Source organism: Coriobacterium glomerans PW2 (assembly GCF_000195315.1).
Taxonomy (GTDB): domain Bacteria; phylum Actinomycetota; class Coriobacteriia; order Coriobacteriales; family Coriobacteriaceae; genus Coriobacterium; species Coriobacterium glomerans.
In genome coordinates, this window is the sequence record NC_015389.1 from 750,740 (window position 1) to 773,409 (window position 22,670).

The 22,670-nt window shown below is 62.4% G+C and carries 18 protein-coding genes; 11 read left to right on the plus strand and 7 right to left on the minus strand.

Annotated features, from left to right (window positions below; genetic code table 11):
* The first annotated feature begins 2 nt into the window (after positions 1 to 2).
* From CORGL_RS03220 to CORGL_RS03235, 4 genes are all read left to right on the plus strand, one after another.
* Complete coding sequence (locus tag CORGL_RS03220; RefSeq protein ID WP_013708485.1) at positions 3 to 3,650, plus strand: UvrD-helicase domain-containing protein; 3,648 nt, start codon at positions 3 to 5, stop codon at positions 3,648 to 3,650.
* Between the two features lie 82 nt (positions 3,651 to 3,732).
* Positions 3,733 to 4,236: a DUF3284 domain-containing protein gene (locus CORGL_RS03225; protein WP_013708486.1), complete on the plus strand. Its 504-nt coding sequence runs from the start codon at positions 3,733 to 3,735 to the stop codon at positions 4,234 to 4,236.
* A 103-nt stretch (positions 4,237 to 4,339) separates the two neighbouring features.
* A complete protein-coding gene (locus CORGL_RS03230) occupies positions 4,340 to 6,157 on the plus strand; it encodes an ABC-F family ATP-binding cassette domain-containing protein (protein WP_013708487.1) in 1,818 nt (605 codons plus the stop codon).
* A 79-nt stretch (positions 6,158 to 6,236) separates the two neighbouring features.
* A complete protein-coding gene (locus CORGL_RS03235) occupies positions 6,237 to 7,004 on the plus strand; it encodes a Cof-type HAD-IIB family hydrolase (protein WP_013708488.1) in 768 nt (255 codons plus the stop codon).
* Between the two features lie 12 nt (positions 7,005 to 7,016).
* Here the strand turns inward: CORGL_RS03235 and CORGL_RS03240 are convergent, their stop codons facing one another.
* From CORGL_RS03240 to CORGL_RS09935, 6 genes are all read right to left on the minus strand, one after another.
* Complete coding sequence (locus tag CORGL_RS03240) at positions 7,017 to 8,930, minus strand: heavy metal translocating P-type ATPase (protein WP_013708489.1); 1,914 nt, start codon at positions 8,928 to 8,930, stop codon at positions 7,017 to 7,019.
* A 9-nt stretch (positions 8,931 to 8,939) separates the two neighbouring features.
* Entirely contained in the window at positions 8,940 to 9,158 is a 219-nt protein-coding gene (locus CORGL_RS03245; RefSeq protein WP_013708490.1) for a cation transporter, read from the minus strand.
* A 90-nt stretch (positions 9,159 to 9,248) separates the two neighbouring features.
* Positions 9,249 to 9,641, minus strand: a complete 393-nt coding sequence (locus CORGL_RS03250) for an ArsR/SmtB family transcription factor (protein WP_013708491.1) — start codon at positions 9,639 to 9,641, stop codon at positions 9,249 to 9,251.
* A gap of 156 nt (positions 9,642 to 9,797) precedes the next feature.
* Complete coding sequence (locus CORGL_RS03255) at positions 9,798 to 11,318, minus strand: immunoglobulin-like domain-containing protein (protein WP_013708492.1); 1,521 nt, start codon at positions 11,316 to 11,318, stop codon at positions 9,798 to 9,800.
* A gap of 288 nt (positions 11,319 to 11,606) precedes the next feature.
* Entirely contained in the window at positions 11,607 to 12,581 is a 975-nt protein-coding gene (locus CORGL_RS03265) for a 3'-5' exonuclease (RefSeq protein WP_013708493.1), read from the minus strand.
* A gap of 296 nt (positions 12,582 to 12,877) precedes the next feature.
* The gene (locus CORGL_RS09935) at positions 12,878 to 13,018 is read right to left on the minus strand and encodes a hypothetical protein (protein WP_013708494.1); all 141 of its coding nucleotides are present in this window, start codon (positions 13,016 to 13,018) and stop codon (positions 12,878 to 12,880) included.
* A 171-nt stretch (positions 13,019 to 13,189) separates the two neighbouring features.
* Between CORGL_RS09935 and secA the strand changes: the two genes are divergently transcribed.
* The 3 genes from secA to CORGL_RS03280 are packed head-to-tail and all read left to right on the plus strand — an operon-like array spanning position 13,190 to position 18,057.
* Complete coding sequence (gene secA / locus CORGL_RS03270) at positions 13,190 to 16,000, plus strand: preprotein translocase subunit SecA (RefSeq protein ID WP_013708495.1); 2,811 nt, start codon at positions 13,190 to 13,192, stop codon at positions 15,998 to 16,000.
* Positions 16,000 to 17,151, plus strand: coding sequence for a peptide chain release factor 2 (gene prfB / locus CORGL_RS03275; RefSeq protein ID WP_013708496.1), 1,152 nt, complete (start codon positions 16,000 to 16,002; stop codon positions 17,149 to 17,151). The genes secA and prfB overlap by 1 nt, the downstream gene beginning before the upstream one ends.
* Before the next feature lie 6 nt (positions 17,152 to 17,157).
* Complete coding sequence (locus CORGL_RS03280; protein WP_013708497.1) at positions 17,158 to 18,057, plus strand: YitT family protein; 900 nt, start codon at positions 17,158 to 17,160, stop codon at positions 18,055 to 18,057.
* Positions 18,058 to 18,134: 77 nt separating this feature from the next.
* Here the strand turns inward: CORGL_RS03280 and CORGL_RS03285 are convergent, their stop codons facing one another.
* Complete coding sequence (locus CORGL_RS03285) at positions 18,135 to 18,539, minus strand: hypothetical protein (RefSeq protein WP_041738563.1); 405 nt, start codon at positions 18,537 to 18,539, stop codon at positions 18,135 to 18,137.
* Between the two features lie 191 nt (positions 18,540 to 18,730).
* Between CORGL_RS03285 and CORGL_RS03290 the strand changes: the two genes are divergently transcribed.
* The 4 genes from CORGL_RS03290 to ftsX all read left to right on the plus strand — a co-directional run bounded on the left by CORGL_RS03290 (position 18,731) and on the right by ftsX (position 22,578).
* Positions 18,731 to 19,630: a transketolase gene (locus tag CORGL_RS03290; protein ID WP_013708499.1), complete on the plus strand. Its 900-nt coding sequence runs from the start codon at positions 18,731 to 18,733 to the stop codon at positions 19,628 to 19,630.
* Between the two features lie 5 nt (positions 19,631 to 19,635).
* Positions 19,636 to 20,562, plus strand: a complete 927-nt coding sequence (locus CORGL_RS03295; RefSeq protein WP_013708500.1) for a transketolase family protein — start codon at positions 19,636 to 19,638, stop codon at positions 20,560 to 20,562.
* 149 nt (positions 20,563 to 20,711) lie between these two features.
* Positions 20,712 to 21,674, plus strand: a complete 963-nt coding sequence (gene ftsE, locus CORGL_RS03300) for a cell division ATP-binding protein FtsE (RefSeq protein WP_013708501.1) — start codon at positions 20,712 to 20,714, stop codon at positions 21,672 to 21,674.
* A complete protein-coding gene (ftsX, locus tag CORGL_RS03305; RefSeq protein ID WP_013708502.1) occupies positions 21,661 to 22,578 on the plus strand; it encodes a permease-like cell division protein FtsX in 918 nt (305 codons plus the stop codon). Before ftsE ends, ftsX begins: the two co-directional genes overlap by 14 nt.
* Positions 22,579 to 22,670: the final 92 nt, after the last annotated feature.

Here is a 22,670-nt window from a genome sequence, read left to right on the forward strand (position 1 = left end):
CGATGGACCTCGCAGGACTCATGGAGCGGCAGCGCGAGATCGTCCGCGCGCTTGATTGCCCGCTGTTCGTCTCGGCCGGGGCGGGCTCGGGAAAGACGTTCACCCTCACCCGCCGCATCCTGTGGGCGCTCTCCGAGCGGTCCGGTCCCTATCTCGACAGCTTGGATCAGGTCCTGGCCATCACCTTCACACGGGATGCGGCCCAGGAGATCCGCGAGCGCGTTCGAGCGGCGCTCATCGAAGAGGGGATGAGGACCGAGGCGCTCGCCATCGATGACGCGTGGATATCCACGATTCACGGCATGTGCGCCCGCATGCTGCGCGCCCATGCGCTCGAGTTGGGCATCGACCCCGAGTTCTCCATCCTTCAGGATACCGATGAGCTCATGGATGCTGCCGTCGAGCATGTGCTCGTCCGCGCGGAGCTCGCCTCCAAGCGCGCCGTTCAGGCGGATTCGCAGGCTGCGGCGGACACGGAGGGCGCGTGGAGGGGTCTTCACGAGCTGGTCAGATGGTATCCGCCGCAAGGCGAGATGGCTCCGGACGGCAGGGAGGCGGGTACCAGCCTGAGAAAGCTCGTGCGTCGCCTTCTCGAGCTCTCGAGCGCGCTGCCGGCTGGTATGGATTCGGTGCACCTGGCGCGCGGATACGCCGACACCGCTTCGCTCGCCGACGCCTATCGCCCGCTGCTCGACGCGACGCCTGCCGCAAGTCGGATCGCCAAGCGGGCGCTGGACGCCCTCGAGCGCTTCGAGAGCAGTGAGCATCGACTGGACGATCTCGTTTCCTGCATGATGGCGTGCGAGGTTCCGAGTCACGCGAGCAAGGTGTTTTCCTCAGAGAATATCGCAGCCTTGAAAGCCGAGATCGCCGAGACGTTCGTGAACGGCTGGCTGTTCTGCGGCACCGGTGCCATCGACGCGCTTGCAGGTCTGGCGCGCGACGTCGAGGACGAGTACCGCGCGCTCAAGGGGCGGCGATCGCTGCTCGACAACAACGACCTTCTGCGACTCACATGGCGCGCGCTCCGCGACAACGAGACGTTTAAAGCGGCGTATCAGGGCAGGTTTCGCCTCGTCATGATCGACGAGTTCCAGGACACCGATCAGCTTCAGGTCGATCTCATAGATATGCTGGTCGGACAGGGCTGCCGCGCGCTGTGCACGGTGGGAGATGCGCAGCAATCGATCTACCGCTTCCGCGGTGCGGAGGTGGAGGTCTTCCGACGCCGTGAGCGCGAGATGCGGCTTCGAAGCGGCCAGTGTGGTAAGGCCGGCGAGACGGTCGCGGCGCTGAGCCGGAAGGACGGCGACGCGCGCCTCGTCGAGCTCGTCCGCAATTTCAGGAGCCATGCTGACATATTGGCCTTCGTCAAACAGGTCTTTGATGGCAGCAAGGGCGGGCTCATGGCCGACTTTCTCGATCTCGAGGCCCACGATGATCGCCGAAACCTGCTTGTTCCATCCGATGCGACAAGATGTCGAGCGGTTCTTGTGGCCGGCGGAGGGGCTCCGGAGCGCGCCGAGGCGAGGGCCGAGGCGATCGCCGCGCGCTTCCAAGCGCTCGCTCAAGGTGGTCAGCCCGCAGCTGACATGGTGATCCTGCTCGGAAAGATGACATGGGCCGATACCTACGCCCGAGCTCTTCGCTCCCGCGGCCTCAGCGCCGTCATCGCGGGCGGATCCGTGTTCGCCGGAACGATCGAGGCACGCTCTGTTCGCGCGCTGGCCCGCGCTCTCGCCAATCCCGCAGATGGGGCAGACGGTCTCGTGCCGGCTCTGTGCTCGCCGCTGTTCGGACTCGGCGCCCAAGAGCTTCTGGCGCTCGCGACCGCGGTCGATCCGAAGACGGGGGAGATATCCCGGCGCGGTGTCGAGGTCGGTCTCATGAGCGATGAGGATGCCTCGGGCCTCAGCGATCTGCCGCTTGTCAGGCGCGCGCGCGACATCATGCGCGGCGCGCTGCGACGAGTCGGTCGCGATCCCTTCGCCGGGCTCATGCGCGATGTCGTGAATGAGTCGGGGTGGATGACCCGTCTGGCCGCGCGCGGTCCGGAGGGCACGGCAGCCGCCGCCAATGTGCTCAAGGCGCTCGACGCGATCGAGCAGGCCGAGGGACGCGTCGGCAACGCGCCGCGTCTCATCACCCGCGAGCTCGATCGCTTCATGGCGGGCAAACAGGCTCCCGGAGTCCTCAACGAGAGAGGAGGCGACGCGGTTCGCATCATGACCGTGCACGCATCCAAAGGGCTCGAGTTCCCCGTCGTGGCCGTCGCCGACTGCTTTGGGATCGGCAGGTCCGTCGAGCGTTTTCAGACGTCGCGCGAAGGAGACGCAGTCGATGCGGTCGCTCTCCCGTCGCGCTTTCCGCCCGCGGTCGCCCCAGATGGATCGAGAATTCCATCAGCTGAGGTGAAGCGGCGCTTCAACCGATTTCTCAACGGCCGCGACTGCTGGTTCGATCTTGAGAAGGCGCAGGAGGTGAGCGAGACCGGCTCGGCGGCGCACGCGTTTGCCGCGATGCGCGAACAGGACCGCCAGCGCTCGCTCGAGGAGCGCGCCCGATTGCTCTACGTCGCGATGACGCGCGCCCAGGATCTGCTGATCCTGGCGCTCGACGCCGGTGTCGGTCGGGGCGCCGAGGCGAAGCTCGACATAGATCCCCAGCGCGATCTCACCGGTCGCGTGCTCGAGCGGATTCTTCCGGCCGGTGCGGACCGGCTGGATGCTCCTCGCCTGGTCTTGGCGAACTCGGCTCCCGGCGATTTCGAACTCATCTGCTTGACTGATTTCTGCTACCGAGGCGAGCGCTATGGGAGCGCGGCCGCCGCGCAGCAGGTCGCTTCCGCCGAGAGCGCATCCGCCGCATCCGGAGGGTCTGAACCCGATGGGTCCGCATCCGAGGCGGGCATCTGCGGCGCGGATGATCGCGACACGTTCACTCTCGTCTATCCGGCGCCGCTGACCCACAGCATCGCGCCCGCCGAAACCGCGCGGGATTGCTACAGCTACACGTCGATGGCGGCCGAGCTCCAAGAGGCGGGAGAGGATCGTGTCGCAGATGGCGAGCGCGCAGATCGCAGGCGTTCTCGCCGGTGGGGAAAACCCGGTGAGGAGCCGCCCGTCGATCCCACCGCGTTGGGATCGGCATTTCACGCGGCGGCGCAATGGCTGATCGAGTACGGTGCCGATACCGTCCCGGTCCGCCGTCTCGACGCCCTGTGCCGCGCCTGGGGCCTCAGCGCCTCTCCGCGCGAGCGTCTGGAGGCAGCTTTGGCTCGATGGCAGCACTCAGATGTTCGCAGGGAGCTGCTCTGCTGGCCTGTCGTTCGCGCAGAGGTCGCGTTCTTCTCATCGGGCATGGCCGAAGCGCGGGAGCGCTTCGGTGCCTACGCGCAAGGCGCGATCGACGCGCTCGGGACCGACCCGACCCGACCCGATCGCGCTCTGGTCATCGATTACAAGACAGGGGGCTCAGCGGCGGAGTCGTCTGACGAGCTTCAAGCGACCCACGAGCTTCAGGCTCGGGTCTACGCCGATGTGCTCCGTCGGTCCGGTATCGCGCACGTCACGATGAAGTTCGTTCGCGTCGAGATCGAGGATCCGTCCCATGCGGGCCAGCCCCAGGTCATAGTCTATCGTTTCGGCTGATCGCGTCGGCCGGGAGCCATGCGAGTACAATGGAGTCAAGCGGCTGCAACTGGATGCGGTGAGCGCACGGGAGGGATTTGGCATGGAGCTGAGGAAAACGCTGGATGTCACCGCAGAGGAGTTCTTCGATCAGATTGAGCGATCGGTCCTGTCCGATATCAAGAGCGTGACGGACGCGGAGCTCGGACGCGAGCAGCTCGATGGCTTCGAGTACGAGAAGCGCGCATCGGGAGGCAGGGGAGCCGGTACGCCCATGAAGGTCAGAATCGTCACCTATCGCTATCCTGCGATCTATCGCGTCGAGTTCGCATATGCTCGCGGCACGGCCGCGATCACCTATGAGCTCACCAAGCTCGATTCGGGCTCGAGCAGGCTCGCCTACAGCGAGGAGTTCACCGCGAGCGAGCCGCTGCGCGGCTTCAATCGGCAGATCGGCCTCGCTCTCTATGAGCGTCAGGCGCGCTCCCGGGCGAGACGGACCATCCGCTCCATAGTCTCCTTCATCCATAAGCAGCGCAGGTGCGCCGGAAGCAATCCCCTCCTCGCCGAGCTGGGCGATGATGGCAAAAAGCCCAAGGTGATGTGAGCGGGCGCGCGTCCGCTATGCTATGAGCATCTGCTAGGATGGATTGAATTCAAAGACGAAACCGCGGCCCTGTCGGATGCGCGGTCGAAAGGCGTGAGCTCATATGGCGATCCTGCTCGGGGGTGACTCGGTTTCGATCGAGTACCCCACCAAGCGCGTGCTCGACAATGTGACCCTCGGTGTGGACGAGGGCGATCGCATCGGCATCGTGGGACGCAACGGCGACGGCAAGTCCACGCTGCTCTCCTTGCTCGCGGGAACGATCAGACCAGACACCGGCAGGGTGACGCGGCGCAGCGGCATCGAGATCGGACTGCTCGGGCAAACCGATAGCCTGTGCGAGCAGGACACGGTGCGCCAGGCCATCGTCGGCGAGCTCGCCGACTACGAGTGGGCGTCGAGACCATCCACCCGTCGGATCTTGGATGGACTCACGGCAGATGTCGACTGGGACGATCGCATCTGCGCCCTGTCAGGTGGCCAGCGTCGTCGAGTCGATCTCGCGAGGCTGCTCATCGCCAGCTATGACATCTTGATGCTCGATGAGCCCACGAATCATCTCGACATGCGAACGATCGGCTGGCTTGCCGCGCACTTGAGGAACCGTTGGCAGGACGGTCGCGGAGCGCTGCTCATCGTCACGCACGATCGCTGGTTTCTAGACGAGGTGTGCACGTCGATGTGGGAGGTGCATGACGGACGGGTCGATCCGTTCGAGGGCGGCTATTCGGCTTGGGTGCTCGCCCGCGTGGAGCGTGAGAGGCTGGCCGACCAAGCTGAGGAGCGCAGACGCAACATGGCCCGAAAGGAGCTCGCGTGGCTCTCCCGCGGCGCGCAGGCTCGAAGCACGAAGCCGAAGTTCCGCCTCGATGCCGCTCGTGAGATCATCGGCGACGTGTCGCCCGCCCGCGATGAGATAGAGCTCAGGCGGCTCGCGGTCGCGCGACTGGGCAAGCAGGTAATCGATGTTCTCAATGCCACAGCGGGATATACGGGAGGCCGACCGGTACTGAGAGGGATCACCTGGCGCATCGGAGCCGGCGACCGCTACGGCCTGCTCGGCGCGAATGGCGCAGGCAAGTCCACGCTGCTCTCGGTGATCCGAGGAAGGCTTCCCGTCATGTCGGGCAGCGTGCGGATCGGCAAGACGGTGCGCTTCGGCGTGCTCTCCCAGCGCCTCGAAGAACTCGCTCCCTTTGAGGGGGACACCGTTCGCGAGATGCTCGGCCGCACGCGCGGCAGCTATATGGTCGAGGGCAGGCAGGTGAGTCCGGAGAAGCTTCTCGAGCGTCTCGGTTTCAGCCCCGAGCAGATGCAAAGCCGTATCGGCGAGCTGTCCGGAGGCCAGCGTCGGCGACTGCAGCTGCTGCTCACGCTTCTCGATGAGCCGAATGTGCTCATCTTGGACGAGCCGGGCAACGATTTGGATACAGATATGCTCGCCGCCGTGGAGGACCTGCTCGACGGTTGGCCCGGCACGCTCATCTTGGTCACGCACGATCGCTATCTCATGGAACGTGTGACCGACCACCAGTTCGCGCTCGAGGACGGAAGCCTTCGCCATGTCCCCGGCGGAGTCGACCAATATCTGCGCGAGACCGTTTGCGCGTCTGCTCGCACCGATCGAATATCGGATGGCGCTGCCGCGACGGCCCCAGCGGCTCGAAGCGGTACTGCTGAGACCGAGGTCCCTCTCAAAAACTCCGAGCGGCAGCGACTGCGTCGACTGGCCAGCTCGCTTGAGCGAAGGATGAGCGCCCAGCGCGAGCGCGCCCGTGCGCTCGAGCGCGAGATGACCTTGCTGGACCCGACCGACTACCAGGCTCTCGAGAGCCAGCAGCTGCGCATCGCGCAGTCGCAGGCGCTTCTCGATGAGCTGGAGACCGCTTGGCTCGAAGCGACCGAGAGGCTCGAGGGATGAACGGCGCTCCATGCGCGGAAGCGGTCCGCTCCATGCTCTGGGCCCCAAGCTCGATTTGGCGCAACATAAGGAGAACACTGTGATCAAGGCTGCATTTTTCGATATCGACGGCACGCTTGTGAGTCTCAGGACGCATCGGATCCCCGCATCTGCCGCCGTCGCACTGGAGCAGATGCGCGCGCGCGGGATATCGATCATCGTCGCCTCCGGCAGGCCGCGCTATCAGCTCGGCATCTGCTCTGGACACGGGTTCGACGCCTTCATCACCTTGAACGGCCAGCTCTGCTACGATGCGGCAGGTATCTACCGCGCAGCCCCGATCGATGCGCGCGATGCGCGCGTCATCGTGGATCATGTGCTCGCGGGCAGATACGACGCCATCGCGTTGCAGGCGCAGCGCGGTTTTGCGAATCGCGAGAGCGCATCGGTGCGCGCGATGTGTCGAAAGGTGGACTTTGAATACAGGGCGGATGACTTTGGCCGCGCTCTCGATGAGCCCGTCTATCAGTTCTGCGCCTTTGTCGAGCCCGGTGCGGAGCGCGACGTGCTGAGCGGGACCCATACGCTGACCCACACTCGTTGGACCGAGTTGTTCTGCGACATCCTGCCCACCTGCGGGGGCAAGGCCGCCGGCGTCGCCGCGACGCTCAAGCGAATGGGCATCGACGCCAAGGAGGCCGTCGCATTCGGTGACGGCGGCAACGATATCGACATGTTCGATGCCGTGGGCACGAGCGTGGCGATGGGCAACGCCTCAGACGAGGTGAAGCGCCATGCGGATCATGTCGCTCCCGGCGTCGACGAGGATGGCTTGTATCGCGCGGCGCTCGAGCTCGACCTCATCTGAGTCTCAGGACCCCTATCTGCAGCCGGCTCCCCCCATCGCGCGCATGGCGTTCAGGATCGCAAGAACGGCCACGCCGACATCCCCGAAGACCGCCAGCCACATCGGAACGCCCGAGGTCGCCGCGAGGCCGAGGATCACGATCTTCACTCCGAGCGCGAACACGATGTTCTGCGCGACGATGCGCATCGTCTTTCTGGCGATCGCGATAGCCACGGCGATCTTCGTCGGTCTGTCGTCCATGAGCACCACGTCGGCGGCTTCGATCGCCGCGTCCGATCCCATCGCTCCCATCGCGATCCCCACGTCAGCGCGAGTGAGGACGGGGGCATCATTGATGCCATCCCCCGCGAAAGCAAGTCGTTCGCCTCGCGCCTGCTGGTCGAGTAAGCGCTCGACCTCTTGCACCTTGTCGGCTGGCAGCAGCTGGGCGCGGACCTCATCGATGCCGAGGCGCTGCGCCACAGCGGCTGCGACATCGGCGCGATCCCCGGTCAGCATCACACAGCGTCTCACGCCCGCCTCGTGCAGGTCGCGGATCGCCTGCTCGGCGTCGGCTTTCGCCACGTCGGCGATCACGATGTGGCCGGCGTAGCTCCCGTCGATGCATACGTGCAGAATCGTGCCGGTCAGCTCGCACGCGGTCCATGAGCCGCCATGGCACTTCATGAGGCTCTCATTGCCCACCACGACGACATGTTCGTCCACCCGGGCGGACACGCCGTGTCCGGCTTGCTCGGTGACTTCACGAATGCGCCGCTTATCGATCGGGCCGCAGAAGGCGCGCTTGAGCGACACCGCGATCGGATGGTCGGAGAGAGCCTCGGCGTAGGCGGCGCAGGACAAGATGTAATCAGCTTCGACGCCCTTTTCGGGATGGATCGCGACGACGTTGAACGTCCCCTCGGTCAGCGTGCCGGTCTTGTCGAAGACCACGGTCGTCACGCGGGAGAGCAGCTCGAGGTAGCTTGAGCCCTTGATCAGGATGCCTCGTCTGGAGGCACCGCCGATACCGCCGAAAAACGACAGGGGAACCGAGATCACGAGGGCGCACGGGCAGCTGACCACGAGAAAAGTGAGTCCGCGCAAGATCCATTCCGACCACGAGCCCGCACCAGCGATCGGAGGAATCACAGCCAGGCAAACTGCTGCCAGCGTCACGATCGGCGTGTACCAGCGCGCGAAGCGCGTGATGAAGTTCTCGGTGCGCGCCTTCTTCTCGCTCGCGTTCTCGACGAGATCCAGAATTCTGCTCACGGTGGACTCGGCGAAGGGCTTTGTCGTCGTGATGCGCAGGGTACCGCACATGTTGACGCAGCCGGAGATCACCTCGGCTGCGGGCTCGACGTGACGCGGCACGGACTCTCCTGTGAGCGCGGCGGTATCGAGTTGGGAGACGCCCTCCTTCACGATTCCGTCGATCGGCACGCGCTCCCCGGGCTTGACGACGATCTCGTCTCCGACGGCGACCTCGCCCGGCTCGACCTGGACGAGTTCGCCGTCGCGCTCGACGTTGGCATGGTCTGGGGCTATATCCATCAGGCGTGCGATCGATCTTCTGCTCTTTCCGACGGCATAGCTCTGAAACAGCTCGCCCACCTGGTAGAAGAGCATGACTGCGGCGCCCTCGGCCATATGGGGACCCGAATCTGGAAACAGGACCATGCTGAAGGCTCCGAGTGTGGCGAGGGTCATGAGAAAGCTCTCGTCAAACGCCTCGCCGCGGGCTATGTTTCGCACCGCCTTGGAAAGCACATCGTGTCCGGCGATGAGATAGGGGACGAGGTAGAGAGCAAAAGCGAGCGATACGTCTCCGGGCTTGCCCGCCAGCGCGCGCAGAGCCCCGGAAGCCTCTGCGGCGAGCACGGCGCCGAAGATGACAAGCGACAAGATGATGCGATTTCGCCACCGTCTCTGCTTTGCGTTCATAATGGTCGCCTACCGCCGGATCTCGCAGTCGGGCTCGAGGTCGGCGGTGAGCCTCACGACGCGATCGAGCACCTCCTCGAATCGCTCGTCTGCAGCTTCGAGAGTGAGTCTCTGCATCATGAAGTTGATCGAGGCGTCTTGCACGCCGTCGACGCGCCTGATGGCTCTCTCGAGCTTGAGCGCGCACGATGCGCAATCGATCTCATCGAGCTTGAACGTTTTTCTCATGATCTGATCCCTTCTTCGGGGGAGCTGCGCGCCAGCGCATCCGATATTTCGATGACGTCACACCCTAGGTGCGACGGCACATCGTCGGCCTCACTCGCAGATATGGTTCATGCCCTGCAGAAGCATGGTGTATACATGATCGTCAGCGAGCGAGTACTCGATGCTTCTGCCGCAGCGCTTGAACGTGACGAGATGCGCCTGCTTGAGGATTCTGAGCTGATGGGACACGGCGCTTTGCGACGCTCCTGTCGCCTCGGCGATGTCCGCGACGCACCGTGCGGTTTCGAGCAGGGTGAACAGAATCTTGATGCGCGTGGCATCGGAGAAGACCTTGAAGAGATCGGCAAGATCCACAAGGTGCTCCTCGTCGGGGAGGCAGGTCGAAGAAACGAGACCGTTTTGGACGTCTCGGCTCACCGACGAGAGGATCGAGGGCGTAGCGCTGCTGCGATCCGAATAGCCATATCTATCGATCCTGCTCATCACGGCTCCTAGCTTGACGAAGCGATCTATCATCACATGTTGATATGATTATATGATCATGCGAACATATGTCAAGCAGAACAACGCCCCGCACGCGAACGCACGGGGCGCGATGGAAACAGCGACTCTGATCGGAATGATCGAGGCAGCGGGGTATCAGGACTCGTTCACGACGTATTTGAAGCTGTCGATGGAGGTCTTATCGGAGATCCGCACGCGCGGAAGCGCAGTGGTGTCATCATTCTTGTACGCCCAGTCGTTCTTCGTGGTGAACCCACAGAGAATTCCGGCTTCTCGCACCGCGTCGCGTCCCGCATCGGTCACGTCGCCGAACGGATAGGCAAATGCCTCGGTCGTGCCCAAGATCTCCTGAGCGTGCTTCAGATCTTCCACGATCTGATCTTTCTCAAGTGCGCTGATGATACCGTTGTGGCCTACGTTGCCGCCCGCCTTGTGCATGTCATAGGAGTGCGACTGGAACGACACGTAGGGACTGCTGTGGTCTACGACTTTTTGCTCGGCATCCGAGTCGCTCGCGATGATGAACGAGGTGGCGGGAACCTTGTACTTCTCGAGCAGGGGGATGCCGATGTCCAGAAAGCCCTTCTCGCCATCATCGAATGTCATGACGACGCTTTTCTTGGGCAAGCTGTGCGTGCCCTCGATGAAAGCCTTGACCTCTGGATAGGAGGGATAGTAGTAGTCGTTGTCGTGGAGGTACTTGAGCTGCTCCTCGAGTTTGGTGTCAGGAAGGTAGTTGGATTCCTCGTTCTCGGCTTGGCTGTCCTGGGGCGGGTCGTCTTGGGAGTAGATGTAGTGGTACATGAGGATGGGCACCCCCTCCTTCATGGTGTCCATGCTGTCCACGACGTGCACGTTTCTGGTTGCACGGGCTTCGTGCTCCTGGGAATCCTTCACCCGATAGGTGATGCGATACTCTCCAACGACCGAGGTGTCCACCGATCCGTCGCATTTGATCTTGTCGTTCAAGATGCCGTCTTCGGGTTCTGAGGCGTGGGCTCCCGCTTCGAGGTACTTCTCGTCCTTGAGCACGTAGGTATCCTCATCGCCGTTGACGCCGATCACGATATCACCCGAACCTTTGGCCGAGGTATCCGGCGCATCGGGTGATGAGGGTGCCGCCGCCGCCTGGCTGCCGCTCGTCTGGGCCGAGGTCTCGCCACCGTTGTTTGATACGGTGCGGAAGACGTTGAAGATCCCATAAGCGACTGCGGCGAACGCGATGACGGCAACAATCGCGATAACTGCGCTGCGGAACCCGACGCGTTGCCGGACGCGTGGTCCCTTCTGGGGCTCGAGATCGAAATAGGTGCTGCGCTGCGCCGGCTTTACCGCAGGCGGAATCGATCGGGGTTTCATCGGGACACTGCGTTTGCACTGAGCGTGATATGACTCGATCCGCTTTGCGGTCGTGTGCCGTGGTGTGCGAACCTCGGGTCTCGGCTCGGGCGTCCTTCGCTCCTCCGGTTTTCGCTCCTTGCGCTTCTTGGCCTTGACATCGGGCTTCTTCGCGGTCTTCTTCTCCGCTTTTTTGCTCGTGGTTTTCTCCGCCTTGCGCTTCGAGTCCTTCTTCGCGTCTTTCTTGGCGTTCTTATCTGAATTCTTGCTCGACTTTTTGCCGGGCTTCTTATCCGATTTCTGACGCTTTGCCGACATACCGATCCTTCCCCTTGTGATGAGCAGCACGCAGCTCTTCGATGAGAGCGAAATTGCTAGTTTTCAGAATACCTGAATCAATCCGATTTTGCCTGCGCATGAGCAAATGATGCAAACCTTTCGTGCGATATGTAAAACATCGTTAACTTATTAGCGTACAGAATCATATCGACGACCAAGCTGATCCGTGGTTTGTCGAACCCCGATCATATCGCAGCTCATGGCCGACCCGCAATGACAAGACGGTCTCGCCCCAGCTCCTGATGAGGCCGACGGCCGCGTTTCGTCTCAGCTTCGGGAGGCGAACATGTTCTTGCGCGCGAACTCGGCTTGAACGGTGCGCAGCATGAGGTCGGCGTCCTCAAGGCCCAGATGGCGCTCGTCTTCGCTGTCGCGCAGAGTGCCGCGACGGCGCGCCCAGTTCTCGAGGCTCGCGGGCTTGGACTCTCGCGGCAGCGCCGGCACGTCCCCGTCGAGCCTGCGGCAGATCTCGCGCGTGTCCACCACCACGATCTCTCCAGCCCGGCGCGCCTCGGCGTAGCCATCGAGCTGAATCGTGAACCATGAGTCTTCGAAAGCGGCATTGTGAGCGAGATAGGGGTAGGTCCGCATGAGCTCGAGCAGACGGGCCTGAAGGACCTTGTTCTCGCGAAACGCCATGTTGCCCTCGATGTCATCCCAGGTGATGTGGTGTATGAAACTGAGCGGAACGCCCTCATCGCGATAGAGATCGGGCAGACCGCAGAAGCAGCTCTCCCCTCCGTAGGGTTCGGCCCCGGCGGCGAGCTCCATGAACTCCCATCCGACGTTCACGATATGAGCGCGCTCGGGGGTGCGTCCGGTGGTCTCGATATCGATGCCGAGCACGATGCCACCGACCGGTTCGCGCACCCAGGCGACGCCGATCGCCTTGCGATCTCCGCGGACCTCGCGCTCGACCGCAGCCGCCTGACGATTCTGAAGCGCGCCGATCGCTCGGTAGGAGTCCTCATCGGGAAGTGCGCGGGTGAGCAGGCCGCCTGCTGCTGCTCTCACGCGCTTCTCGCCCATGGCGTCGCACAGCGCTCGATTGCGATCTCCGAGATCGCGGACGAGCTCGAAGCTGAACTGCGGCCTCTCCTCTGAGTGCCAAGCGGCGATGAGCAGCTTCATCGCCTCCTCGCCCTTCAGGCGCTCGGCTTCCATGACCTCGTATCCGCCCCCGAAGACGAGCTCGGGGATGTAACAGGCTTGCGCGTAATCAAGCGCCTGCTGAGTGTTCATAAACGATCCTTCCGCCATTGCCCTGCGCGCAGCTCAGGCGACTCGTCTGTACTGCGAGTCGCATCCTCGCGCGGCACCCGATATGATTGCCCTATCATAGCAGTCGAAGTATTGGAGAGATCGACAAACAGGGGTTCATTTTTTCAATTGCGAGATCGTGCAGATCAGATTTGTCGCCTGCTTGCGATAGCTTGAGCCTTGATGATCGATCCCGCATGCACAATGGCGCATCGGCATATCCGTGTCGAGTTCTGATAACTCAAAAGATCCCTGGATCGGTGCCGTGCTGGATTGGGCTATACGCTGAGCCCTTCAAAGCCGCCTGTCGACAGAGAGGCATCGGCTTTGACCCGCGCGCCGATGTCCGCCGACGTCTGAGTCGCCATGCTCGCATGCATCCGCCCCCATAGGGTTCGACGCCGTTTGGTCGCGCACATGGTTTCTCCGTGTTCACCGGCATCCTGCCGGCATGCCTACCAGCAAAGAGCTAGAGTTATGTCCGTCTGAGCACTCATGGGACCCCCGGCCCGGGCCAACTCGAGTCGTCGCGGGCGTCGACGAGCCCGAGAAGCGTCGACGAGATGCACGTCATACGAAAGGTACACCACATGGGATTCGTTTCCAAGCTCCTCTCCATCGGCTCCGAGAAGGACCTCAAGCGCTATGCGAAGGTCGTCGTGAAGATCAACGATCTCGAGGACGCCTATGAGAAGATGGATGATGCCGAGCTGACCCATCAAACAGAGTTGTTTCGCGAGCGCTTCGCGGACGGTGAGAAGCTCGATGACATGCTCCCTGAGGCGTTCGCCGTGGTGCGAGAGGCATCCAAGCGCGCACTCGGTATGCGCCATTTCGACGTGCAGCTCGTCGGCGGGATGACGCTGCACGAGGGGCAGATCGCGGAGATGAAGACCGGCGAGGGCAAGACGCTGGTCTCCACGCTCGCCGGCTATCTGAACGCCATCGCCGGCGAGGGAGTTCACATCGTCACGGTGAACGACTACTTGGCGAAGCGCGATTCGGAATGGATGGGCGCGATCTATCGCTTGCTCGGTCTCACGGTCGGCCTGCTGCAAAACGGCATGCCACTCGACCAGAAGCGCCCCGCCTACGCAGCCGATGTGACCTATGGCACCAACTCCGAGTTCGGCTTCGATTATCTGCGCGACAACATGGTCGTCCGTCCCGATCAGCGCGTCCAGCGCGGCCACGCGTACGCCATCGTCGACGAGGTCGACTCCATCCTCATCGATGAGGCGCGAACGCCGCTGATCATATCCGGAGCCGGAACGAAGTCCGCCAACACCTACAAGGACTTCGCCCGAGCCGTGCGCGGACTTGAGCAGGGCGAGGACGTGACCTACGACATGCTCGCCGGCGGGAGCAAGGATAAAGAGCCGACCGGCGACTTCGTCATGGACGAGGCGAAGCACACCATCGCAGCGACCGATCGCGGACTCAAGAAGATCGAGAAGCGCCTGGGAATCGAGGACATCTACGGCGATCTGTCCGGCCAGCTCGTGAATCACCTGCAGCAGGCGCTCAAGGCGCAGTATATGTTCCATCGCGACAAGCAGTACGTCGTCACGAACGGCGAGGTCAAGATCGTCGACGAGTTCACCGGCCGCATCATGGAGGGGCGACGCTACTCCGAGGGCCTGCACCAGGCTATCGAGGCCAAAGAGGGCGTGCTCGTCCGCGAGGAGAACCAGACGCTGGCGACCATCACGCTGCAGAACTACTTCCGTCTCTACGACAAGCTCGCCGGCATGACGGGTACCGCCATCACCGAAGACGCCGAGTTCCGCGAGATCTACAAGCTGCCCGTTCAAGTCATTCCCTCGAACCGCCCCCTGATCCGCGATGATCACGAGGATCTGGTCTATCGCACCATCGACGCGAAGTTCAACGCGGTCGCCGACGATATCGAGGATCGCCACGAGGCGGGGCAGCCGGTGCTCGTCGGAACCGTCTCCATCGAGAGCTCGGAGCGGCTCTCTCGCCTGCTCGAGAAGCGCGGCATTCGCCATGAGGTTCTGAACGCCAAGTTCCATGAGCGCGAGGCGCACATCGTGGCGCAGGCCGGCCGAGCCGGCGCCGTCACGATCGCGACGAACATGGCCGGCCGCGGTACCGACATCCTGCTCGGCGGCAATCCCGAGGAGCTCGGACGCGAGATGATCCTCTCGCAGGGCATCGAGCTGGACGAGGCGACCCCCGAGATGCGCGCCGACGCGCTCGCCGAGGCCAAGGAGATCTGCGAGCGCGAGCGCGAGCAGGTGCTCGAGGCCGGCGGGCTCACCGTCATCGGCACCGAGCGCCATGAGTCGCGCCGCATCGACAACCAGTTGCGCGGCCGCGCGGGTCGTCAGGGAGATCCCGGCGAGACCCAGTTCTATCTCTCGCTCGAAGATGATCTCATGCGGCTGTTCGGTGGCGATCGGATGGAGCGCCTCTCGAACATGATGATCTCGGCGGATATGGGCGACGATGTGCCCATTCAGCACAAGATCGTCTCGAAGGCCGTCGAGGGCGCCCAGCGCAAGGTCGAGAACATCAACTTCTCCATGCGCAAGAACGTGCTCGAATACGATGATGTCATGAACAAGCAGCGTCAGGTCATCTATGGCGAGCGCAACAAGATCTTGGACGGCAAGGACCTCGCCGAGCACATCTCCGATGTCATCCGGGATACGGTTTCGCGCGGCGTGGCCGAGTTCGCCTCCCCTGAGGCCCACGACGGGGAGCGGGACCTGGAGGGTCTGCGAAAGTGGGTGATCGAGCTGTGCGGTCATTCAGATGCCCCCCACTTTGAAGACGAGCCCTACGATGATCTGAAGCAGCAGGTCCTCGAGTACGTGGAGAAATGCTACGAGGATCGCACCGAGCGTCTGGGTGACGAGATGATGAGCGAGCTCAACACTCAGGTCATGCTCCGCGTCATAGACACCCGCTGGATGAGCTATCTTCAGGAGATGGACTATCTCAAGGCGGGCATCGGCCTGCGCGGCCTCGGCCAGCGCGACCCGCTCGTCGAGTACAAGTCCGAGGCGTTCGGCGCGTTCCAGACGCTCGTCGACACCATGTATGAAGATTATCTCCGCACCGTCTTGCGCATCGAGTTCAAGCAGGCTCCGGTCGCCGCCGAGGCGTCCGAGGAGGATGCATCGAGTCTGAATGAGGCATCTTACTCCGGACCCGCCGACGTCGACGGCGATTCCGGTTCTTCGACGCTGCGCCGCGAAGCGGCTGCCATCGCCGCCGACTCCGCCGGCAGATCACCCGGTGGAGCGGAGAGCGTCGTCAAGACCTATCGCAAGTCAGAGTCGGGCGATCCCTACGCGGACGTGGGCAGAAACGAGGCGTGCCCCTGCGGCTCCGGCAAGAAGTTCAAGAACTGTCACGGCAGGAACCGCTGATGACAGACGAGACATCTATCGTGACCATGGATGATCTCGACGCGCAGGCGGCGCGGCTCTGCGAGGTGGAAAGCTATCTTCACCTCGACGAGAAGCGCGAGCGCATCGTCGAGCTCGAACAGCGCAGCGCGCGCCCCGATTTCTGGGATGATGGGGAGCGCGCACGGGCCGTCATGGAGGAGCTGTCATGCGCGCGCGACGACGTGAGCGGCGTCGAGCGCGCCCGCACGCGTCTGGCGGATGCCGTCGCCGCGCTCCAGCTCGCCAGCGAGCTGGAGCACGGTGATGAGGCCGACGAGCTCGCTGCCGAGGCCACCGCAGCCGCATCGGAGCTCACGCGCGAGATCGATCAGATGGAACTCTCCTCATGGTTCACCGGCGAGTTCGATCATGGCAGCGCGATCATCACCATCAAGCCCGGTCAAGGTGGCCTTGAAGCCCAAGACTGGACGTTCATGCTGTTCAAGATGTACATGAAGTACTGCGAGCGGCGCGGCTGGAAGGTCACGGTGAACGACTGCCCGCCCGCCGACGTCATCGGCATCGATCGCGCCACGTTCACTGTCGAAGGCAAGGACGCCTTCGGCATGCTCCGCGCCGAGGCGGGCGTGCACAGGCTCGTTCGGATTTCACCCACAGACGACAAGAAGCGCCGTCAGACGACGTTCGCCGGCGTCGAGGTGATTCCGGTGCTGCCTGATGATATCGATGTCGAAATCGATCCCACGGATATCCGCGTGGACGTTTACCATGCGTCCGGTCCCGGCGGACAGGGGGTCAATACGACGGATTCCGCTGTCCGAGTCACCCACCTGCCCACCGGCATCGTCGTCACCTGCCAAAACGAGCGCAGTCAGATACAGAACAAGGCCGCCTGCATGCAGATCCTGAAGTCGCGCCTGTTTGAACTGGAGCTTGAGAAGCGCGAGGAGGCGCTCGATGAGATCCGCGGCCCGAAGCATACCATCGGCTTCGGCAACCAGATCAGGAGCTATGTTTTGTATCCCTATCAGATGGTGAAGGATCTTCGCAGCGGAGTCGAGACGGGAAACGTCGCCTCGGTGCTCGAGGATGGCGACTTGGATCCGTTCATCATCGGATACCATCGTTGGGCGACGGGCAACACCGTGCCCGATACGTCTCAGGTCTAGATCGCCATGCCGCGTCGCATCGATGTGAAATCGATCATCAGATCGCAGTTCGTGCATGATCTTCCGTTGGTCGCATTCGGCTGCGCGATCTCCGCCGTCGCGGTCGATACGTTCATGATTCCCAACGGCCTGGCCGCAGGAGGGCTGACCGGTCTGGCAACGATTCTGGCTGAGCTGGCCGCTCGAGCGGGCTTCAGTCTTCCGGTCGGCATGCAGACCATCATCATCAATGCCCTGCTGCTGCTATTCGTAGTCCGAGCAGGAGGACTGCGCTATGCTATCCGGACCATCACCGGATTTTTCCTCTTCGGCTTCTTCACCGATCTATTCGCCCCGTTCGTGGTGCCGTTGGAGCACGGGGAACTCATGCTCCCTGCGCTGTGGGGGGGTATCATATCCGGCATAGGCTACGGCTTGGTGTTCCGCTGCGGCGTGAACACGGGTGGATCGGACACGATCGCGCAGATCATCTCACGGAAGACCTCGCTGCCGGTCGGCTCGACGGTGATGGCGATCGATGTCGCGGTGTGCGCTGCCTCCGCCCCGGTGTTCTCGGTTTCAAATGCTCTGTACGCCGCGCTCTCCATGGTGCTCATGGGCTATGTCGTTGACATGGTCGTTGACGGCGGCAACCGTCAGCGCGCGGCCTTTATCATATCCAAGCGCTCCGATGAGATCGCCCGTGATGTATTGACCGGTATGGATCGAGGCGTCACCGAGATCTCCGCGCGCGGCATCTGGAGCGGCGAGTCGCGTCCGATGCTCTTTGTGATCTTGGGCAAGCGCGAGGTCAGCATTCTGAAGACGATCGTTCAGGAGCACGATCCGGACGCGATCATGGTCATCAGCGATGTCAACGAAGCGATCGGCGAGGGATTCAAGGGTTTCGGCGAAATCGGCGCCTGAGCGCGCGGGACCGGTCGAATCCCGGCAGATCTCGGTCTGCAGATCGCGCGGGCAATACTTTCGCACCGCTTCCTCTTTCAGCGAAAGGCGTCCAAGCGCGATCGTGAGGCTCTGCGCACCTGCAAGACGATCAGAGCGATCAAGATCGGTGCCGCGCTGATGACGCCAAGCGGATGACCGGCAAAGCCGAATATGAACATGAGCCCGGCGGTGAGTATCGTGATGCCCATGCACGATGCGCTCTCGATCGTAGCGGGAAGCCGGATGACGAGCATGACGAGCAGGATGCAGGATATGAGCGAACCCGTAAGGATTGCGGCGAGCACGGCTGGCGAGTCGGGGTAACCCGGGACTGTCGTCCACCCGTCCGTCGCGAGGACTCGCTCCATCACAGAGGAGCCCGCCAGCGGCGCGCCGATGCATGAGTAAGCCCAGCAGAAGAGGATGAGTACGGCTCTTCCTATCCTTTTATAACTCTTCATGCGCAGTCCCCTTACAATCGCTTTCAGCACTCGGAAGCGCCGTGGCAACATCGTGCTCGTACCTCAGCATTATATCTCACGCCGATCGAGCGCTACGATATCTCTCTTCGATGGTTCCCGTTTTGCTCCGATCGGGCTCGCGGCGTCTGGTATCATGAGAATACTGTGTTCCAACGCGGGAAGGGACGGATATGGCAACAGAATCGCTCAGAGTCGCCCACATACGAACCGACGATGAGATCGCCCTCATCGCCAACCGCATGCGCCATGACATCATCGAGATGATCGCAGCATCTGGAACCGGTCACCCCGGCGGTTCGCTGTCGGCCGCCGATATCATGGCGACCCTGTTCTTCTCAGGCGTGATGGGCTATGACCCGGCAGATCCGCGCAATCCCGATCGCGATCGATTCATACTTTCCAAAGGACATGCGGCACCGGTGCTCTACGCTGTGCTCGCGCAGGCGGGCTACCTGCCCAAAAAGGAGCTCGTATCCTTGCGCAAGCTCGGATCAAGACTCCAGGGTCATCCGGATGCTCACTGCTGTCCCGGTGTCGAGGTCTGCACCGGGTCGCTCGGTCAGGGCCTTTCCATCTCCTCGGGCGTGGCGCTGGGAATGCGTCTGGATGCCGCGCGCGACGGCTCTGCGCCCCAGCGGATGTTCGTCCTTCTCGGAGATGGCGAGCTTCAAGAGGGTGAGAACTGGGAGGCGGCGATGTTCGCTGCGCACCGCCGACTCGACAACCTCGTCGCCATCGTCGACAGCAACAATCTTCAGATCGACGGTCATGTGTGCGATGTGTGCGCCGTTGAGCCGATCGATGAGAAGTTCCGCGCATTCGGCTGGCATGTCATCTCCTGCGACGGCCACGACATCGCGGCCGTGCGCGTCGCGTTGAATGACGCCGTCGATCACGAGGGCGCTCCGGTGGCCATCGTGTGCAGAACCGTCAAGGGCAAGGGCGTCTCGTTCATGGAGGATCAGGCATCTTGGCATGGAAGCGCTCCGTCGGCCGAGCAGGCCGCCCGTGCGCTGGCTGAGATAGACGCGGCGGGCGAGCAGCTCGCCTGTGCTGCGAAGGAGGCGTAAGGGCTATGGCGAAGGCAACACGTGCGGCATTCGGCGCGACCCTGGTCAAACTGGTTGATGAGGGTCTCGACATCATGGCGGTGGACGCCGATCTGGCGGGTTCGACCACGACGGCGAAGCTCGGAGCCGCATATCCCGATCGTCTGGTGGACGTCGGCATCGCCGAGCAGAATATGATAGGCGTCGCCGCCGGGCTGTCGCTGACCGGCCGCACGGTGTTCACCGGCTCCTTTGCGGTGTTCGGTGCGGGTCGCTGCTATGAGCAGATCAGAAACACGGTGTGCGACTCGGGCCTGAACGTGAAGGTGTGTCCGACGCATGCCGGCATCACCGTCGGGGCGGACGGCGCCACCCATCAGATGCTCGAGGATATCGCGCTCATGCGCGCTCTTCCCGGAATGCGCGTACTCGTGCCAGCCGACTTTGCAAGCGCTGCGGCCGCGATCCGCTTGGCTGCCGAGACGCCGGGACCGTTTTACATTCGACTCGGTCGCGAGCCGCTGCCCGAGATCTACGAAGAGGGTTTCGCGTGCACGGAGTCGTGCGCGCGCGTACTGCGCGAGGGAGGAGATCTCTCGATCATGGCCTGCGGCGTCGAGGTCGCGCAGGCGCTCGGGGCAGCCGAGGTCCTGGAAAGCGAGGGCATCTCGGCCGAGGTCGTCGATATCATGAGCGTGAAGCCTTTGGATGAGAAGACCGTGCTTGCCTCGGCAGCCAAGTGCGGGCGCGTGCTCACGGTCGAGGAGCACAGCATCTACGGCGGCATGGGTTCCGCCGTGAGCGAGCTTCTCTCCCAAGAGCATCCCGTTGTCGTGAGTCGCGTCGGCATGACGACATTCGGACAATCCGGGGACGCCACCGAGTTGCTCGCCCACTTCGGACTGGACGCTGCAGGCATCGTTGACCGCGCTCACCAGCTGCTTGATCGCTAGCGTCGCCACAAGCGCTCCGACGCGCGCGAGAACTCGAGCTCATACGTTTGAACGCTGCGAGGTTGTTCTGTGCCGCTTATGTGTGTCAACATCGCCCCTGTTAAAATATGTGCGCTTGTAGATTGTAAGCACGACGCGAAGGAGTTCCAGTGGGGGACCACTTTCGAAAACATAAGGAAGAGAAGCGCGCGAAGAAAGATCGCGCGTTCGGCGGGGCATCGAAGCACCCGTCGGGTTCTCTGACGCCGGTTGATCCGGCGATATTGAACGTTCCGGAGGTACCGCTTGATGCCGATGAGCGGCGTCAGGTCACCGATTTGAATGACGCGCTCAAGAATCCGGGCTTCACCTCGGTGTTTGCGCCGGTCGGCGAGTCACGCAAGAAGATGGCTCGCGATGCCGGCCTGCAGCCCGTCATCCTGATGGAGAACGTCACCAAGGTGTATCCGGCTCAGCCGAACAAGCCCGCGCTTGAAAATGTCGATCTTGAGATCTTTCCGGGTGAGTTCGTCTTTCTGGTCGGGCATTCCGGCTCGGGCAAGACGACCCTGCTGCGCACCATGCTGCGCGAGGTCAAACCGACCAATGGCCGCGTGCTCATCGCCGGGCAGGATCTCATGCGCATCAGGAACCGAAAGATTCCGCTGTTTCGACGCCAGATAGGTGCGGTGTTTCAAGACTTCAAACTGCTACCGGGCAAGACGGCCTATGAGAATGTGGCTTTCGCCTTGGAGTGCATCGGCAAACCGCGCGGCGTCGTTCGCGCGCAGGTGCCCGAGGTGCTCAGGCTCGTTGGCCTCGGAGATCAGATGAACTCCATGCCCGATCAGCTTTCCGGCGGAGAGCAGCAGCGCCTGTCGGTCGCTCGCGCGATGGTCAATCGCCCGCCGCTGCTCATATGCGATGAGCCGACGGGCAATCTCGACCCGGCGATCTCGCTGGGAATCATGAAGCTTCTCGAGCGGATCAACCGCACGGGCACCACTGTTCTTGTCGCCACGCATGATCGCGAGATGGTCGACTCCATGCATCGGCGCGTCATCGCACTAGAAAGCGGACACGTCATCCGCGACCAGGAGAGAGGTGGTTACGGCAACTATGGCACTGTCTAACCTAGGCTATTCGCTGCGTGAGGCGATGCATCATTTCGTGCGCAACTGGACGACAGCGCTCGGTGCGATCATCACGATCTTCCTCTCGCTGTTTATCATCGGCCTGTTCGTCGTGGGTTCCGGTATCGTGAACTCCGCGATCGGCAACGTCGAGCAACAGGTCACGATCAACGCATTCATCTCCGATGATGCTTCAGATGATGCGATCAAATCCTTTCAGAACAAGCTTGAGAGCTGGGAGAACGTCAGTGACGTCAGCTTCAAGACAAAGGAGGATGCCCGCAAGGACTACACCGGCATGTCCAACAGCGCTGAGGCGACCATGAGCGCGCTGGACGGCGAGAACCCGCTGCCGCGCTCCTTTGTGATCAAGATGGATGATCCGTCTCAGGTCGAGGGAACCGCCAGCAAGATCAAGTCCGATCCCGATTTCAAGAAGATCGTTGACAAGGACGATGTCGCCTCGAGTGTGCTGTACGGGCAAAAGGAGGTCGACCGGCTTTTCACGGTCACCGGTTACATGCGCTTGGCTGCGATCGTTCTCGTCGCACTGCTGACGTTTATCGCGCTCGTGTTCATCAACAACACGATTCGACTTTCCATCACAGCGCGTCGCCGCGAGATCGCGATCATGCGTCTCGTTGGCGCCTCGAACGGTTTCATACGTGGACCGTTCATAACCGAGGGCATCATTCAGGCTGTTATCGGCGCTCTGCTGGCGATAGGCGTGCTCGAGATGATCCGGAACATGTTCATCCCGCGGATTCAGGGAGCCATATCTTGGATGCAGCTCATGCTGCCACTCCATCTGTATCTGCTGACGTATGCGGCGCTTATCTTCTTTGGCCTTTTGATCGGCTTCTTCGGATCCGTCATCGCCATGAGACGCTATCTCAAGGTGTAGCTGCGTCGCCGATCTGGCGTTCAAGGGGTATATACAGCGCATCAGCGCGCATGAGGGCCACGTAACGTGGCCCTCTTCGTCTCCGGGAGACG